We start from the raw sequence: 14,490 nt of genomic DNA on the forward strand, positions 1-14,490 counted from the left end.
CGACGCCGGCTTCAGGCGTACTGCGTCAGAGCAGCCAGGCCACCGCGAACACCGCGAGCATCGCCAGCGCCAGGCCGAGCTTGGCGGCGGTACCCAGGACGATGCCCAGCCAGGTGCCGACGCCGACGCGGGTCGCCTGGCGCAGCTCGCGGCCGTGCCAGTACTCCCCGACCAGGGCGCCGACGAAGGGGCCGACGAACAGCCCGATCGGCATGAAGAACATGCCGGCGATCCCGCCCAGCACCGATCCCCACAGCGCCTTGCGGCTGGCGCCGACGCGCTGCGCGCCGAACGCGGTGGCCAGCAGGTCGACCAGCAGCGACAGCGCGGTGAGCACGCCCAGCACGGTCAGCGTCGGCCAGCCCAGCCGCTGGAAGCCGTCGGCCCAGGCCGCCAGCAGCATCCCGGCGAACATCAGCGGCGTGCCGGGCAGGGCCGGCAGCAGCACCCCTGCCAGCCCGACCAGAACCAGGAGACCGGCACAGACGTAATAGATGAACGCAGGGTCCACGTGGCTCACCGCGGGGGAGATTTGGGGGTTGACAGATGGGGTCTTTTTGCTGATTGCATTTTCATTTTGACCGGGGTAAGTTGCAGCCGCTGCGTTTGCAAAGGTCACCGTGAATCGTGGCCTGATGCGGTAGATCCACCGATCCGCTACATCGTTATACCTCGCTTCCTCCTTGCAACCAGCCGCCGCACCCCACGGCGTACCCACCCCTGAGACGTGTTCCAAGGAGTAAGTCGATCATGAACGGCACTGGCAATCGCGAAAACGGCACCGTGAAGTGGTTCAACGATGCCAAGGGTTTCGGTTTCATCAGCCGCGAAAACGGCGAGGACGTGTTCGTGCACTTCCGGGCGATCCAGACCCAGGGCTTCAAGAGCCTGAAGGAAGGCCAGAAGGTCAGCTTCACCGTGGTGCAGGGCCAGAAGGGCCTGCAGGCCGACGCGGTGCAGCCGCTCTGAGGCGCTGTCGCGCGCGGCGCCGCGCGCAGCAAAAAGGCCCGCGCTGCGGGCCTTTTTGCGTTTCGGGGCAGCTCGCCGAGGCCGATCAGCGCGGCACGACGCGCCCGTTGACCACGCGCACGTAGGTGTTCTCGCGCACCCCGGCCAGGTCGCGCTGGTTGACCACGATCACCCGGCCGTCGTCCATCTGCACATGCACGTCGTAGGTGTCGCTGGTGACGTTCTTCTGGATCTGGTTGCCGGCCAGCGCGCCAGCCGCCGCGCCGGCCACCGCCGACACGTTCTGGTTGCCCTTGCTGCCGCCGGTGTGGTCGGAAATCTCGTGGCCGGCGACCGCGCCGACGATGCCGCCCAGGATCGCGCCCGTGGCCGACGGCGCGGTGCGGCCGGACGGTACGGTGTCGATGCGGGTGACGATGCCGCAGTCGGCGCAGCGGGTCTGCGTGTAACCGCCGCGCGCCGGCTGGCTGTAGCCGCCGCCGTAACCGCCGCCATAGCCCGGGGACGTGGCGCAGCCTGCCAGCGCCAGGGTCGCCACGGCAGCGGTGGCCATCAGTTGAATCTTCATGGGTGCTCTCCTCGACAGTGATGGAGCGCGGCGGCAGCGCCGCGTTCGCACGCATCCTGTCCACCCCTGCGTGAATGAAACGCCAACCCTGGCAGGTGCCGTTCAGCCTCGCGCCGGCTTGCGTCAGCGGCAATTCATCGATACGCGCACTGGCACATGTGCGCTGAAGCCACGCCGACAGCGCAGCGAGGCCTGCGTCGGTCCGTCAGCGAAACCCCTGCAGCAAGCTCGGCGCCGCTCTCAGCGAACGCTCAGCGGAAATCGCGGTGGCAGGCGTCGCAGCGTTCGTCGATCTGCTGGCGCGCCTGCGCCAGCGCGGCGCAGTCGGTCGGCGGCTGTGCCAGCGCCGCGTCCACACCGGCGCGCAGCGCATCGGCGTGCTCGCGGAAGCGGCTGTCGTCGGCCAGGTCGGGAAACGCCGTGCCCAGTTCGTCGCCGAGCAGGCGCAGCGTGCGCAGCCGCGCCTGCGGACCCGCGCCGCTGCATTGCCGGTGCGCGGTGTCGCGTTCGAGCAGCGCCAGTTGCTTGCCCATCACCTGCATCAGGCTGCGCGGGAACGGATCCTGCCGCGCCTGCACCGCGCGCAGCGCCATCACCGTCAGCACCAGGCCGAGCAACAGGCCGGCCAGCAGCACGAACAGATAGCGTGAGGTGGAGGCGGGCGGGGATGAGGGCGGCTTGGCCATGGCAGGCATGCGCAGCGGGATGGAGTGCCGATGGTACGCCTGCTGCAAGGCGGCGCGCGGACGCCAGGCGCGAATCCCCAATCCCCAATCCCCCAATCCCGGCTCCCCAGGCAATCCCCTAAAATGCGCGGATGAACGAACAATGGCGCGAACGCTTCGCCGGCATCGACCGGCTCTACGGGCAAGGCACGATCGCGCGGCTGGCGCGCTGTCGTGTGGCGGTGGTCGGCATGGGCGGGGTCGGCTCGTGGGTGGTCGAGGCGCTGGCGCGCTCGGCCGTCGGGCATCTGACCCTGATCGACGCCGACGACATCTGCGTGTCCAACACCAACCGGCAGTTGCCGGCGCTGGCCGGGCAGTACGGACGCAACAAGGCGGTGGCGATGGCCGAGCGCTGCGTGGCGATCAATCCGCAGATCGAGGCGGTGGCGGTCGAGGCTTTCCTCACCCCGACCAACATCGCCGAGTTGCTCGATGCCGGCTTCGACCTGGTGATCGATGCCTGCGACAGCTTTCGGGTCAAGGTCGAGACCATCGCCTGGTGCCGCCGGCGCAAGCTGCCGCTGCTGACCGTGGGCTCGGCCGGTGGGCGCACCGATCCGACCCTGGTGCGGATCCGCGACGTGTCGCGCACCGAGCACGACGCCATGCTGGCGCTGATCCGCAAGAAGCTGCGCAGCGAGTTCAATTTCCCCAAGAACCCGCAGCGCTATTTCGGCGTGCCGGCGGTGTACTCGCTGGAGAACGTGCGCTATCCGCAGGCCGATGGCAGCGTCTGCGGACTGCGGCCGGTGCTGGGGCCGGATGCGGCCTTGAACCTGGACTGCGGTGCCGGGCTGGGCGCGGCCACCCACATCACCGGTGCGTTCGCCTTCGCTGCGGTCGGCAAGGCGCTGGAGATGCTGTTGAAGCGCGCGGTGGCGCGCGAGGCGGCGGCCGCCTAGCACGCGCTGGACGGCGGCGGCGCGTCCGGGGCGCGCGTGGCCGCGCCGCTCATCAGGTTGCGCTCGGTGCCGGCCTGCAGGAAGGCCAGCCGTTCCAGGTCGTGCGCCGGCTGCGGCCGTCCGAACAGGAAGCCCTGGAAGTGCCGGCAACCCATGGCCGAAAGCATCTCGCACTGCTGCGCATCCTCGATGCCTTCGGCCAGCGCGACCATGCCCATCACCTCCGAGATCTCCACGATCTTGGCCAGCAGGCGCCGCGAGGACTCGTCGGCCTTGGCGTCGTTGACGAACTGCCGGTCGATCTTGAGCTTGGTGACCGGCAGCGTCCTGAGCATGGCCAGCGACGAGAAGCCGGTGCCGAAATCGTCCAGCGCCCAGCCGATGCCGAACGCCTTGAGTTCGTGCATCTTGGCGCGCACCCCGGCGGTGTCCACGTACAGCGCCGATTCGGTCAGCTCGAATTCCAGCGATGCCGGCGCCACGCCCTCGCTGGTGATCACCTGCTTCACCGACGCCACGAAGTTGGGATCGAGCAACTGCACCGGGCTGACGTTCACCGCGACCACCAGCGCACGCAGATCCTGCTCGTGCGACCAGCGCCGCAGCGTGCTGCAGGCCTGACGCAGCACTTCCAGTCCCACGTCCCGGATCAGCTGGCTTTCTTCGGCCAGCGGGATGAACTTGTCCGGGGTCAGCAGCTTGCCGCTGGGATGGCGCCAGCGCACCAGCGCCTCGGCGCCGAGCATGCTGCCGTTCGCGCTCACCTGCGGCTGGTACAGCACCTCGATCTCGCCGTTGCCGACTGCGCGCGCCAGTTCCCGCTCCAGCGAAATGCGCGCGTTCACGTCGTTGCGGTAGATGTGCAGGATCGCCGCGAGCAGGCCGGCCGCGCAGGCCATGTTGGAGATCGCGCCGAGCCGGCGCATCCCCGGCGGCGGCGAGGACGCTGGCGCCAGCCAGTCCAGTTCGCCCGAACCGAACGCGACGAAGGCGCCCAGGCACGCCAGCGGGAACACCAGCGCGCGGTAGCGGCGGCTGCGGTCGAACACGAACAGCGCGCCGGCCGCCAGCGGCAGGAAGAAGGTGTGCACCGAGCGCGGCACCATACCGATCGGCGCATCGATGAACGAGATCACCAGCACCACCACGAACACGCCATGCGCCACCAGCGACAACGAGGCCTCGTCGCAATGGCGGCGGCGGCACAGCGCGAGCAGGCCGACCGCCGTGAGCCCGACGAAGGCGAGCGCCAGTTCCGGCCGGCCGTAGTACAGGTAGCACACGGTCCAGAAGGCGCCGAGCGTGGTGCACGAGACCCCGGCCAGGGTCAGGGTGCTGCGCATCTTGCGGCTGCGATTGCTGTCGCGGAATTTCAGGGAGACCCAGCTTTCGCCGTTGGAGACGTGTTTCTCCGAACTCGCGCCGCTTTTCATCGTCGTGGCGCTCGCATGCGCGATGGCTCCGCTCGCGCCGGGGCGGCCGCGGAGGAGGCGATCGCACGCGTGCGCCGCGCGCTGTGGAGAAGCGGGTAGGGGATACGGCTTGCCGGTTGTTTCACGCCAGGATGATCCGATCTGCCAGAACGCGTGCCATCGAGCCGGCCGCCGAGCCTTGTGCTGAGAGCAAACGGGTTCACACTCCGGTGCCTGGCGGACAAAAGATCCGCTCGCCGTTCAGCGCGGTGCACAGTAGCAGAAGCCAGCAGGCGGAAACCCTGTCGAAAGACCGTGATCCGGTAGCCCAGTTCACAGTTTCGTACGAAAGATGCGCGGCAAGCGACGTTCGCGCGGATTGCTGCAGCGTGGAGCTGCGCGTTGGCCAGCGTGCATGTGTGCCTGTGTGCCGAGCGGCGCTTGCGCGGGGCGCAACCACGCCGGCGAGCGGTGTGCGCTGTGTCTGCGGGACAGTCCTGCGTCAGCCCGGCGCGGCTGTGTCGGGAAGCACGTCGGGCAGGCCGAACAAGCGCTGCGCGTTGGCCGTGGTCTGCGCGGCGATGGAGGCGGCAGGTGCGTTGCGCAGCTCGGCGATGGTGTCCAGCACCGTGCGCAGCCGTGCCGGTTCGTTGCGCTGGCCGCGGATCGCGGCATCGGGCTGGTCCGGCGCATCGGTTTCCAGCAGCAGTTGTTGCAACGGCACCGTGGCGGCGAGCCGGCGCAGGCGCTGCGCCCGTGCGTAGGTGACAGGCCCGCCCAGGCCGATCAGGAAATCCAGCGACTGCAACTGTGCCGCCTGCTCGGCGCTGCCGGCGAAACTGTGCACCACGCCACGCAGGCGCCCGACCTTGCGGATCGCCAGGATCACCGCGTCCACCGCGCGCCGCGCATGCACGATCACCGGCAGGTCGAACTCTCGTGCCAGTTGCAGCTGGCCGGCGAAGTAGCGCTGCTGGTCGGCTTCGTCCAAGCCTTCGACGAAGAAGTCCAGGCCGCATTCGCCGATCGCGCAGGGACGCTCGCGTTCGATCCACTCGCCGAGCAAGGCCAGGTGCTCGGGCCGGTGCTCGGCCAGAAACAGCGGATGCAGGCCATACGCCGGATACAGGCCGGGCGCGGCCGCGCAGACCGCACGCAGCTTCGCCCAGGACGCCGCGGTCACCGCCGGCACCACCTGCGCCTGCACGCCCGCCGCCTGCGCGCGCGCGATCACCGCGTCGCGGTCCGGATCGAACTCTTCCGCGTCCAGGTGGCAGTGGCTGTCGATCAACGGCATCGGCGCTCAGCGGCGCACGCGTTGCGCGGTCGAGTTCAGCGGCTCGGTGGCCGGCGCCGGGGTGCGGGTCTTCCAGTTGGCCAGCAGCAGGGTGCCCAGGCCGAACACGATCTCGTCGATGAAGGGCACCGGATCGGGCAGCAGCACGCTCAGCACGAACAGCCCGGCGGTGATCTTGAACAGCGTCGGGTAGCGCAATTTGCCCGCCCAGCGCAGCAGCGGATAGACGATCGGGTTGGGCATGTCAGGTGCTCCGGGGCAGCGGTGGAAACGCTAACAGCTTTGATATGGCGACGTTCCGGGGGCGTTACCAGTCGCGTGTACGCCGCGTTACTGAATAGGGAGCGGATCGGTTCAGCTTCGGCATGGTAATCACAGCACCGTAGACAACGCGGTCAGCCCGCAGGAGAGCACACATGAAAAGCACTACGACAACCGTTCTGGTCGCGGCTGGCGCCTTGCTGGTCGGCGGCGTCGCCACCGCGGCCTTCATGAACAATCGCGACAAACCCGTGGACGTCGCCAGCGGCGATGTGCGCCCGGCCCTGGACAATACCCGCGGCGACAGCGCGATGGACAACAGCGTCGGCGGCAAGCTCGAGTACGCCGACGTGGTCCGGGTCGACCCGATCACCCAGAAGCAGCAGCGCTACGCCGAGGTGATCGGCACCGAGCCGCTGCGCCAGACCTCCACCACCACCACGCCACGCCAGGTGTGCAACGACGTGGTGGTGCAGGAGCGCCTGCCCGAGCGCGACGGCAATGTCGGCGGCACCGTGGTCGGCGCGGTGGTCGGCGGCCTGCTCGGCAACCAGATCGGCCATGGCAACGGCCGCAAGGCCGCGACCGCGGCCGGCGCGGTGGCCGGTGGCTTCATCGGCAACCGCATCGACCAGAACCATGTCGGCGGCCGCGTGGTCGACCGCACCGAGCGCCAGTGCCACACCGAGAACAGCACCGCGCAGTCCTCGACCATCACCGGCTACAACGTGACCTACCGCAACGACGACGGCACCACCGGCACCATGCGCATGGACAGCAAGCCGGGCAGCCGCATCGCCATGGGCACGCAGGACGTGGTCAAGGGCTATGACGTGACCTACCGTTACGACGGCCAGGAAAAGACCGTGCGCATGGACGACCGCCCGAACAGCGACCGCCTGCCGGTGCTGGACGGCCGCCTGGTCACCCAGACCGCCTCGGCCGGCGACGTCGCCGTCAGCCAGCGCTGAGTCGCAGCGCGGTTGCACCTCCGAAGGCCGGCGCGTGCGCCGGCCTTCGTCTATCTGCGGGCGGCGGTGCGGGCGGGACCGATACAATGCGGTTTTCGCCGTGGATGCCGCCATGCCCCTGCCTTGCGACGACCTGTTCAACGTAGCCGCGCTGCTCAGCGAGGAGGAGCGCGCGATCCAGCAGGCGGTGGCGCGCTTCGTCGATGCCAAGGTGTTGCCGGTGATCGGCGACGCCTTCGACCAGGCGCGGTTCCCGCGCGAACTGGTGCCGGAACTGGCGCAACTGGGGCTGCTCGGCGCCAGCCTGCCGGCCGGGCAGGGCGGTGGCGGCCTCAACGCGGTCTGCTACGGCCTGATCTGTCAGGAACTGGAGCGCGGCGACAGCGGCCTGCGCAGTTTTGTCAGTGTGCAGTCCTCGCTGTGCATGTACCCGATCCATGCCTATGGCAGCGACGCGCAACGCCAGCGCTGGTTGCCGGCGATGGCCGCCGGCACGGCGATCGGCTGCTTCGGCCTGACCGAGTCCCAGGGCGGCTCCGACCCGGCGGCGATGCAGACCCGTGCGGTGCGCGACGGCGACGGTTGGCGCCTGAGCGGCAGCAAGATGTGGATCACCAACGGCAGCATCGCCGACGTGGCGATCGTGTGGGCGCAGACCGACGATGGCATCCAGGGTTTCCTGGTCGAGGCCGGCACTCCGGGCTTCGGCACCCAGGACATCGCGCACAAGATGAGCCTGCGTGCCTCGGTGACCTCGGCGCTGTTCTTCGACGATGTGCGCCTGCCCGACAGCCAGCGCCTGCCCGGCGTGCGCGGTCTGAAGGGGCCGCTGGGCTGCCTGACCCAGGCCCGCTACGGCATCAGCTGGGGCGCGATCGGCGCGGCCATCGCCTGCCTGCGCGAGGCGCTGGCCTATGCCGGCGAGCGCATGCTGTTCGGGCGGCCGCTGGCGGCGACGCAGAGCGCGCAGATCAAGCTGGCCGACATGGCACGGCGCATCGCCAGCGCGCAGTTGCTGGCGCTGCAACTGGGCCGGCTCAAGGACGCCGGCACGCTGCAGCCGGCGCAGGTATCGCTGGCCAAGTGGAACAACGTGCGCATGGCCCTGGACATCGCCCGCGAATGCCGCGACCTGCTCGGCGGCGCCGGCATCACCACCGACTACGGCGCGATCCGGCATGCGCTGAACCTGGAATCGGTGATCACCTACGAGGGCACCGAGACCGTGCACCAACTGGTGGTCGGTCGCGAACTGACCGGCATCAATGCGTTTTGAATCCAAGGCCCGCGGCCGGCTGCGGGCCTGTTCACAGGAGAACCGACGATGAGCGTCTTCGATGTGCGCGTGGAAACCGAGCGCCTGGTGCTGCGCCCGCCCACTGCCGAGGATTTCGCGGCGTTCTGCGCCTTTTCCGCCGACGCCGAGACCATGCATCACCTTGGCGGCGTGCAGGCGCCATCGGTGGTCTGGCGCAGCCTGACCTCGCTGGTCGGCAGCTGGCAGTTGCAGGGATTTGCGATGTTCTCGGTGATCGAGAAGCGTAGCGGGCAGTGGATCGGCCGGGTCGGTCCCTGGCAGCCGTACGGCTGGCCGGGTCCGGAGGTCGGCTGGGGCATCGCCCGCGCGTTCTGGGGCCAGGGCTATGCGCCGGAGGCGGCCGCGGCGTCGATCGGCTGGGCGTTCGCGCAGTTGGGCTGGACCGAGGTGATCCACACCATCGTGCCGGACAACGCCAACTCCAAGGCGGTGGCGGCCAAGCTAGGCTCGCGCTACCTGCGCCAGGACCGCCTGCCCGAGCCGCTGCAGGCATTAGACGTGGAAGTGTGGGGGCAGTCGCGCGCGCAGTGGCAGGCGCGGGGCTGAGCCACGACGACGGCAGCATTCGACACAGGAGCAGCGCATGGCATCCGAACGTTTTCCCCTGACCGTGTACGGCATGGCGCTGTCCGGCAACTGCTACAAGGTGCGGCTGTTGCTGGACCAGCTTGGCTGTGGCTACCGCTGGGTCGAGGTCGACAGCGCCAACGGCCAGACCCGCACCCCGGCGTTCCTGGCCAAGAATCCCAACGGCAAGGTGCCGTTGCTGGAACGCGAGGACGGGCGCGTGCTGGCCGAATCCAACGCCATCCTGTGCTGGTTGGCCGAGGGCACCGGGTATCTGCCCGCCGATCCCTGGCAGCGCGCGCAGGCGCTGAGCTGGCTGTTCTTCGAGCAGTACAGCCACGAACCCTATGTGGCGGTGGCGCGCTTCGTCTGCGGCTGGACGCCGCCCGACTCGCCGCGCCGTGCCGAACTGCCGCGCCTGCGCGAGGGCGCGCTGGGGGCGCTGGCGGTGATGGAGCAGCACCTGCAGGCGCAGGCCTGGTTCACCGGGCCGGCCTACGGCATCGCCGATATCGCGTTGTTCGCCTATACGCATTGCGCCGGCGATGCCGGCATCGCGCTGACCCAGTATCCGGCACTGTGCGACTGGCTGCAGCGGGTGCGCGCGACGCCGGGTTTCGTGGCGCTGCCGCCGCTGCCGGAGGACGTGCAGGCACGCCTGACGCAGACCGGGACGTCAACGGCGTTCACCTGACTGCCGCGCGCCGGCAGCTAGCCTGCAGGTCCATTCGGTCAGGAGTAACGCCATGAGCCAGTACCGCATCGCCGTGTTCGTCGGCAGCCTGCGCAAGGAATCGTTCAACCGGCGCCTGGCGCACGCGCTGGAGCGACTTGCGGGCGACCGCGCCAGTTTCGAGTACGTCGAGATCGGCGACCTGCCGCTGTACAACCAGGACCACGACCATGACTATCCGGCGCAGGGCCGGCGCCTGAAGACGCAGGTCAGCAGCGCCGACGCGGTGCTGTTCGTCACCCCCGAATACAACCGTTCCATTCCCGGCGTGCTCAAGAACGCCATCGACCTGGGTTCGCGGCCGTACGGCGAGAGCGCCTTCGCCGGCAAGCCGGCGGCGGTGTGCGGGACCTCGCCGGGGGCGATCGGCACCGCCCTGGCGCAGCAGCACCTGCGCAACGTGCTGGCCTACCTGGACATGCCGGTGTTGGGGCAGCCGGAGATCTTTCTGCAGTTCAAGGAGGGCCTGATCGCCGAGGACGGCGCGATCGACGACGAGCGCACGCGCAAGTTCCTCGCCGGCTTCGTCGACAAGTTCATCGCCTGGATCGACGAACTGCAGGCCTGAAGCGCCACCGCGGCGCGTGCCGTGGTGCGCGGATGGGGCAGGGCGGGCCTTGTGCGACGCGGCCTCGGCGAGGTTCTCAACCGCTTGTCCCCAGACTTGCCCCCAGCCTCTGGCGAGGCGGGACGACGCAGGTGCCGCCGCTCAGGCAGGCGCCCTGTGTTGAGCGTCGCCCTAGCCCCGGCCGGGCGCGGCGACTAAAATCGGCGCCCGGGCCGCGGTGAGGCCGCGCCCGGCGCCCGCGCCCCACAGAGAAGACCCAGCCTATGTCCGCCCGTCCCGGCTACCGCGGCGATCGCAAAAGCGAGCGCAGCGAACGCAGCGAGCCGCGTCTCGACCAGTTGCGCGTGCCGCCGCACTCGATCGAGGCCGAACAGGCCGTGCTCGGCGGCCTGATGCTGGCACCGGACGCCTACGACCGGGTCAACGACCAGCTCACCGAGAACGATTTCTACCGGCGCGATCACCAGTTGATCTACCGCGCGATCCGCGAGTTGGCCGAGAAGGGACGCCCGTTCGACGCGGTGACCCTGGGCGAGTGGTTCGAATCGCAGGGCAAGCTGGAGATGGTCGGCGATGGCGCCTACCTGATCGAACTGGCCAGCACTACGCCCTCGGCCGCCAACATCGTCGCCTACGCCGAGATCGTCCGCGACAAGGCGGTGCTGCGGCAGTTGATCGAGGTCGGCACCACCATCGTCAACGACGGCTTCCAGCCGGAAGGGCGCGAGAGTTCGGAACTGCTGGCATCGGCGGAAAAGGCGGTGTTCCAGATCGCCGAGGCCGGCGCGCGCGGGCGCAGCGACTTCGTGGCGATGCCCGGCGCGTTGAAGGACGCGTTCGAGGAACTGCGCAACCGCTTCGAGAACGGCGGCAACATCACCGGCCTGCCGACCGGCTACAACGACTTCGACGCGATGACCGCCGGCCTGCAGCCGACCGACCTGATCATCCTCGCCGCGCGTCCGGCGATGGGCAAGACCACCTTCGCGCTGAACATCGCCGAATACGCGGCGATCAAGTCGAAGAAGGCGGTGGCCGTGTTCTCGATGGAAATGTCCGCCTCGCAGCTGGCGATGCGCCTGATCTCCTCCAACGGCCGCATTAACGCGCAGCGCCTGCGCACCGGCCAGCTCGAGGACGAGGACTGGGCGCGGGTCACCGGCGCGATCAAGATGCTCAAGGAGACCAAGATCTTCATCGACGACACGCCGGGCGTGTCGCCGGAAGTGCTGCGCTCCAAGGCGCGCCGGCTCAAGCGCGAGCACGACCTGGGCCTGATCGTGATCGACTACCTGCAGCTGATGTCGGTGCCCGGCAACAGCGAGAACCGCGCCACCGAGATCTCGGAGATCTCGCGCTCGCTCAAGGGCCTGGCCAAGGAGCTGGGGGTGCCGGTGATCGCGCTGTCGCAGCTCAACCGCTCGCTGGAAACCCGCACCGACAAGCGCCCGGTGATGGCCGACCTGCGCGAATCCGGCGCGATCGAGCAGGACGCGGACATGATCGTGTTCATCTACCGCGACGACTACTACAACAAGGAAAATTCGCCGGACAAGGGCCTGGCCGAAATCATCATCGGCAAGCACCGCGGCGGCCCGACCGGGTCGTGCAAGCTCAAGTTCTTCGGCGAATACACCCGCTTCGACAATCTCGCCCACGATTCGGTAGGCGCGTTCGAGTAAGCCTGCGCGCTACGCGCACATCATCTTGCGAGTGCGGCGCCCGGTACGTTCCGGGCGCCGGCTTGAGGGCGCGACGCAGCGATCAGTAGGGAATCTCGATCTCGGCGTTACTGGTGGCGTCGTAGGTGTTGGCGCCGTACTCGGCGTGGTGGGTGCAGACCACGGTGATCTTGCGATAGATGCCGTAGACGAAGTTCGACTTGAAGTGCACGTCGACCAGCGCGCCATTGCCTTCCTCGTCGTAGTCGGTGGTGTAGCCGTTGCCGATCTGGTCGTAGGCGTTGCAGCGCACGTTGATGTAGTTGGCGTCGACGCGGTCGTTGTTGGCGTTGGCGAAGCGCGAGTACGCGCGGATCTTCAGGCGCTTGCCGCCGGCCGGACGTCCGTCGGACTCGTAGCCCTGGTTCTGGATCACGCCCTGCAGCGTGTAGACCGGCGTGCTGCCGCCGCCACCGCCGCCGCCGCCGCACTCGATGCCGTTGTCGAGGCTGACCTCGTTCTGTAGCTGGATGGGTTCGGCGGTGCAGGCCATCGCCAACGGGGCGGCGAGGCTCAGTGCGAGGGTGAGGGCGGCTTTTGCGATGCGCTTGTCCATGGATCTTGCTCTCCTGAGAGTCTTGCGGATGTCTGCGATGGGCATGACCGTGCTGCGCCGTTGGCTGCCCGCAGCGCGTCGCGGCCCTGTCGATGCAGGTCCGGGCGCGGGCGGTTCGGGGCGCACGCAGCCGCGCTCGCCGGCCGTGGTGGCCGTGAGGTCGCAGAAGCGATGGCGGATGTTCCCCGTGCGCGCGAGACGGCCGTGGCCGTGTCGTGCGCGGTGCAGCGAAAGCACGAATGACGTCCTTCCCCGGAACGTCATCCATCAGCAGCGGTCGCGGCGCCGTTTCGACATGACGGCGCCCGCCACGGCGTTATAGCAGGGCGGACGAGGCGCGCGTGCGCGGCGCGCCGCGATGTCTACGAAATCCGGCCAGCGCGACACGTGCTGCGCCAGGATCGGCGTTGTCGAAGCATGTGCGACTCGCGCCGCATGCTCACCTGGCCGCTGCACCCGATCCGTATCATGGCGCGTCCTTCGCTGCGTCCCTTCGCATGAGCTACGCCATCGTCTGGTTCCGGCGCGACCTGCGCCTGCACGATCAACCTGCCTTGCAGGCCGCTCTGGATGCCGGGCATACGCCGGTGCCGGTGTATCTGCACAGCCCGGAAGACGAGGGCGCATGGGCCGCCGGCGCGGCTTCGCGCAGTTGGCTGCAGCGCTCGCTGGCGGCGCTGGACGCGCAACTGCGCGCGCGCGGTTCGCGCCTGATCCTGCGCCAGGGCCCGGCCGAGACCGCCTTGCGCCAGGTGATCGCCGACTGCGGCGCGGTGGCGGTGTACTGGAACCGCCGCTACGAGCCGGCCACGCAGCCGCGCGATGCGCGACTCAAGCGCGAACTGCGCGAGCAGGGCCTGGAGGTGCACAGCCACAACAGCGCGCTGCTGTTCGAACCCTGGCAACTGGCGACGCAGCAGGGCGGCCCGTACAAGGTGTTCACCCCGTTCTGGCGCAGCGCCTTGAGCCATTGGCAGGTGCCCGCGTTGCAGGCCGCGCCGAAGGCGCTGCCAGCGCCGCCCAAGGATCTGGACAGCCTGCCGCTGCAACGACTCGGCCTGGCGCCGGCGCTGGACTGGGACCGCGGCTTCTGGGAGGTCTGGCAGCCGGGCGAGGCGGGCGCACACGAGGCGCTGGACGTGTTCGTCGACGGCGCGCTGCGCGACTATCTCGATGGCCGCGACCGCCCCGACCAGGTCGGCACCTCGCGGCTGTCGCCGCACCTGCATTTCGGCGAGATCGCGCCATGGCGCATCGTCGCGACGCTGGAACGGCAGCGCCGCGCCGCCACCGCCGCGGCGATCGACGGCTACATCCGCCAGCTCGGCTGGCGCGATTTCGCCCACCACCTGCTGCACCATTTCCCGGACACGTCCGAGCGCAACCTCAATCCGCGCTTCGAGCGCTTTCGCTGGGCCAAGCCCGATGCGGCGACATTGCACGCCTGGCAGCGCGGACGCACCGGCGTGCCGATCGTCGATGCCGGCCTGCGCGAGCTGTGGCACACCGGCTGGATGCACAACCGCGTGCGCATGATCGTCGCCAGCTACCTGTGCAAGCACCTGCGCGTGCATTGGTCCGAAGGCGCGCGCTGGTTCTGGGACACCCTGGTCGATGCCGACCTGGCCAACAACACCCTGGGCTGGCAGTGGGTGGCCGGCACCGGCGCCGATGCCGCGCCGTATTTCCGCGTGTTCAATCCGGTGACCCAGGCGCAGAAGTTCGATCCGAAGGGCGAGTACATCGCGCGTTGGGTGCCGGAACTGGCGGCGCTGCCGGTGGCCGACCGCTTTGCGCCCTGGCAGGCGCCGCAGCGGCTGGCGCGCGCCGCCCCGCAGTATCCGCGGCAGCCGATCGTGGACCTGGCCGCCGGCCGCGATGCGGCGCTGGCCGCCTATCGCGAGACCGCCGCCGGCTGA

General features: G+C 69.2%; 16 protein-coding genes. 9 read left to right on the top strand and 7 right to left on the bottom strand.

Translation table 11 applies throughout. The annotated features are described in order from the left end of the window. Positions 1-25 precede the first annotated feature (25 nt). Positions 26-511: a DUF456 domain-containing protein gene (locus tag SLW52_RS12160; protein WP_026144378.1), complete on the bottom strand. Its 486-nt coding sequence runs from the start codon at positions 509-511 to the stop codon at positions 26-28. A 239-nt stretch (positions 512-750) separates the two neighbouring features. Between SLW52_RS12160 and SLW52_RS12165 the strand changes: the two genes are divergently transcribed. Continuing rightward, positions 751-969, top strand: a complete 219-nt coding sequence (locus tag SLW52_RS12165) for a cold-shock protein (protein ID WP_017909030.1) — start codon at positions 751-753, stop codon at positions 967-969. Between the two features lie 85 nt (positions 970-1,054). On the opposite strand, the gene SLW52_RS12170 is transcribed toward SLW52_RS12165, so the two are convergent. Then, on the bottom strand, positions 1,055-1,537 hold the full coding sequence (locus SLW52_RS12170) for a glycine zipper 2TM domain-containing protein (protein WP_017912805.1): 483 nt from the start codon (positions 1,535-1,537) through the stop codon (positions 1,055-1,057). Positions 1,538-1,788: 251 nt separating this feature from the next. Continuing rightward, a complete protein-coding gene (locus SLW52_RS12175; protein WP_320740470.1) occupies positions 1,789-2,223 on the bottom strand; it encodes a hypothetical protein in 435 nt (144 codons plus the stop codon). A gap of 131 nt (positions 2,224-2,354) precedes the next feature. Between SLW52_RS12175 and SLW52_RS12180 the strand changes: the two genes are divergently transcribed. Next, positions 2,355-3,167, top strand: coding sequence for a tRNA threonylcarbamoyladenosine dehydratase (locus SLW52_RS12180; protein ID WP_320740469.1), 813 nt, complete (start codon positions 2,355-2,357; stop codon positions 3,165-3,167). Here SLW52_RS12180 and SLW52_RS12185 read toward each other — a convergent pair. The 3 genes from SLW52_RS12185 to SLW52_RS12195 form a co-directional block, all read right to left on the bottom strand. Further along, positions 3,164-4,600, bottom strand: a complete 1,437-nt coding sequence (locus SLW52_RS12185) for an EAL domain-containing protein (RefSeq protein ID WP_320740468.1) — start codon at positions 4,598-4,600, stop codon at positions 3,164-3,166. The two genes, SLW52_RS12180 and SLW52_RS12185, sit on opposite strands and share 4 nt — an antisense overlap. A 481-nt stretch (positions 4,601-5,081) precedes the next feature. Then, complete coding sequence (locus SLW52_RS12190) at positions 5,082-5,876, bottom strand: TatD family hydrolase (protein ID WP_320740467.1); 795 nt, start codon at positions 5,874-5,876, stop codon at positions 5,082-5,084. A 6-nt stretch (positions 5,877-5,882) separates the two neighbouring features. Then, positions 5,883-6,119, bottom strand: a complete 237-nt coding sequence (locus SLW52_RS12195; protein WP_017912800.1) for a DUF6116 family protein — start codon at positions 6,117-6,119, stop codon at positions 5,883-5,885. A gap of 173 nt (positions 6,120-6,292) precedes the next feature. Here SLW52_RS12195 and SLW52_RS12200 point away from each other — a divergent pair, with 173 nt between their 5' ends. The 6 genes from SLW52_RS12200 (at position 6,293) to SLW52_RS12225 (ending at position 11,976) form a co-directional block, all read left to right on the top strand. Then, positions 6,293-7,108, top strand: coding sequence for a glycine zipper 2TM domain-containing protein (locus SLW52_RS12200; RefSeq protein ID WP_026143201.1), 816 nt, complete (start codon positions 6,293-6,295; stop codon positions 7,106-7,108). 100 nt (positions 7,109-7,208) lie between these two features. After that, positions 7,209-8,384, top strand: coding sequence for an acyl-CoA dehydrogenase family protein (locus tag SLW52_RS12205; RefSeq protein WP_208602417.1), 1,176 nt, complete (start codon positions 7,209-7,211; stop codon positions 8,382-8,384). A 48-nt stretch (positions 8,385-8,432) separates the two neighbouring features. Next, entirely contained in the window at positions 8,433-8,972 is a 540-nt protein-coding gene (locus tag SLW52_RS12210; RefSeq protein ID WP_295932406.1) for a GNAT family N-acetyltransferase, read from the top strand. 37 nt (positions 8,973-9,009) lie between these two features. Then, complete coding sequence (locus tag SLW52_RS12215) at positions 9,010-9,687, top strand: glutathione S-transferase family protein (RefSeq protein ID WP_295932404.1); 678 nt, start codon at positions 9,010-9,012, stop codon at positions 9,685-9,687. Between the two features lie 52 nt (positions 9,688-9,739). Then, a complete protein-coding gene (locus SLW52_RS12220) occupies positions 9,740-10,294 on the top strand; it encodes an NADPH-dependent FMN reductase (protein ID WP_320740466.1) in 555 nt (184 codons plus the stop codon). Positions 10,295-10,557: 263 nt separating this feature from the next. Next, positions 10,558-11,976, top strand: a complete 1,419-nt coding sequence (locus SLW52_RS12225; RefSeq protein WP_017909018.1) for a replicative DNA helicase — start codon at positions 10,558-10,560, stop codon at positions 11,974-11,976. 82 nt (positions 11,977-12,058) lie between these two features. Here the strand turns inward: SLW52_RS12225 and SLW52_RS12230 are convergent, their stop codons facing one another. After that, positions 12,059-12,571 (bottom strand): hypothetical protein, encoded by a 513-nt coding sequence (locus SLW52_RS12230; protein WP_043092206.1) that lies wholly within the window; start codon positions 12,569-12,571, stop codon positions 12,059-12,061. Between the two features lie 497 nt (positions 12,572-13,068). Between SLW52_RS12230 and SLW52_RS12235 the strand changes: the two genes are divergently transcribed. After that, entirely contained in the window at positions 13,069-14,490 is a 1,422-nt protein-coding gene (locus SLW52_RS12235; protein WP_320740465.1) for a deoxyribodipyrimidine photo-lyase, read from the top strand.

It is taken from the genome of Xanthomonas sp. LF02-5 (genome assembly GCF_034105325.1).
GTDB lineage: Bacteria > Pseudomonadota > Gammaproteobacteria > Xanthomonadales > Xanthomonadaceae > Xanthomonas_A > Xanthomonas_A sontii.

Coding starts and splice junctions, on each gene's coding strand:
- SLW52_RS12210 (WP_295932406.1), top strand. CDS start 8,433: ATGAGCGTCTTCGATGTGCGCGTGGAAACCGAGCGCCTGGTGCTGCGC.
- SLW52_RS12225 (WP_017909018.1), top strand. CDS start 10,558: ATGTCCGCCCGTCCCGGCTACCGCGGCGATCGCAAAAGCGAGCGCAGC.
- SLW52_RS12190 (WP_320740467.1), bottom strand. CDS start 5,876: ATGCCGTTGATCGACAGCCACTGCCACCTGGACGCGGAAGAGTTCGAT.
- SLW52_RS12235 (WP_320740465.1), top strand. CDS start 13,069: ATGAGCTACGCCATCGTCTGGTTCCGGCGCGACCTGCGCCTGCACGAT.
- SLW52_RS12170 (WP_017912805.1), bottom strand. CDS start 1,537: ATGAAGATTCAACTGATGGCCACCGCTGCCGTGGCGACCCTGGCGCTG.
- SLW52_RS12195 (WP_017912800.1), bottom strand. CDS start 6,119: ATGCCCAACCCGATCGTCTATCCGCTGCTGCGCTGGGCGGGCAAATTG.
- SLW52_RS12175 (WP_320740470.1), bottom strand. CDS start 2,223: ATGGCCAAGCCGCCCTCATCCCCGCCCGCCTCCACCTCACGCTATCTG.
- SLW52_RS12185 (WP_320740468.1), bottom strand. CDS start 4,600: ATGAAAAGCGGCGCGAGTTCGGAGAAACACGTCTCCAACGGCGAAAGC.
- SLW52_RS12165 (WP_017909030.1), top strand. CDS start 751: ATGAACGGCACTGGCAATCGCGAAAACGGCACCGTGAAGTGGTTCAAC.
- SLW52_RS12180 (WP_320740469.1), top strand. CDS start 2,355: ATGAACGAACAATGGCGCGAACGCTTCGCCGGCATCGACCGGCTCTAC.
- SLW52_RS12200 (WP_026143201.1), top strand. CDS start 6,293: ATGAAAAGCACTACGACAACCGTTCTGGTCGCGGCTGGCGCCTTGCTG.
- SLW52_RS12230 (WP_043092206.1), bottom strand. CDS start 12,571: ATGGACAAGCGCATCGCAAAAGCCGCCCTCACCCTCGCACTGAGCCTC.
- SLW52_RS12220 (WP_320740466.1), top strand. CDS start 9,740: ATGAGCCAGTACCGCATCGCCGTGTTCGTCGGCAGCCTGCGCAAGGAA.
- SLW52_RS12215 (WP_295932404.1), top strand. CDS start 9,010: ATGGCATCCGAACGTTTTCCCCTGACCGTGTACGGCATGGCGCTGTCC.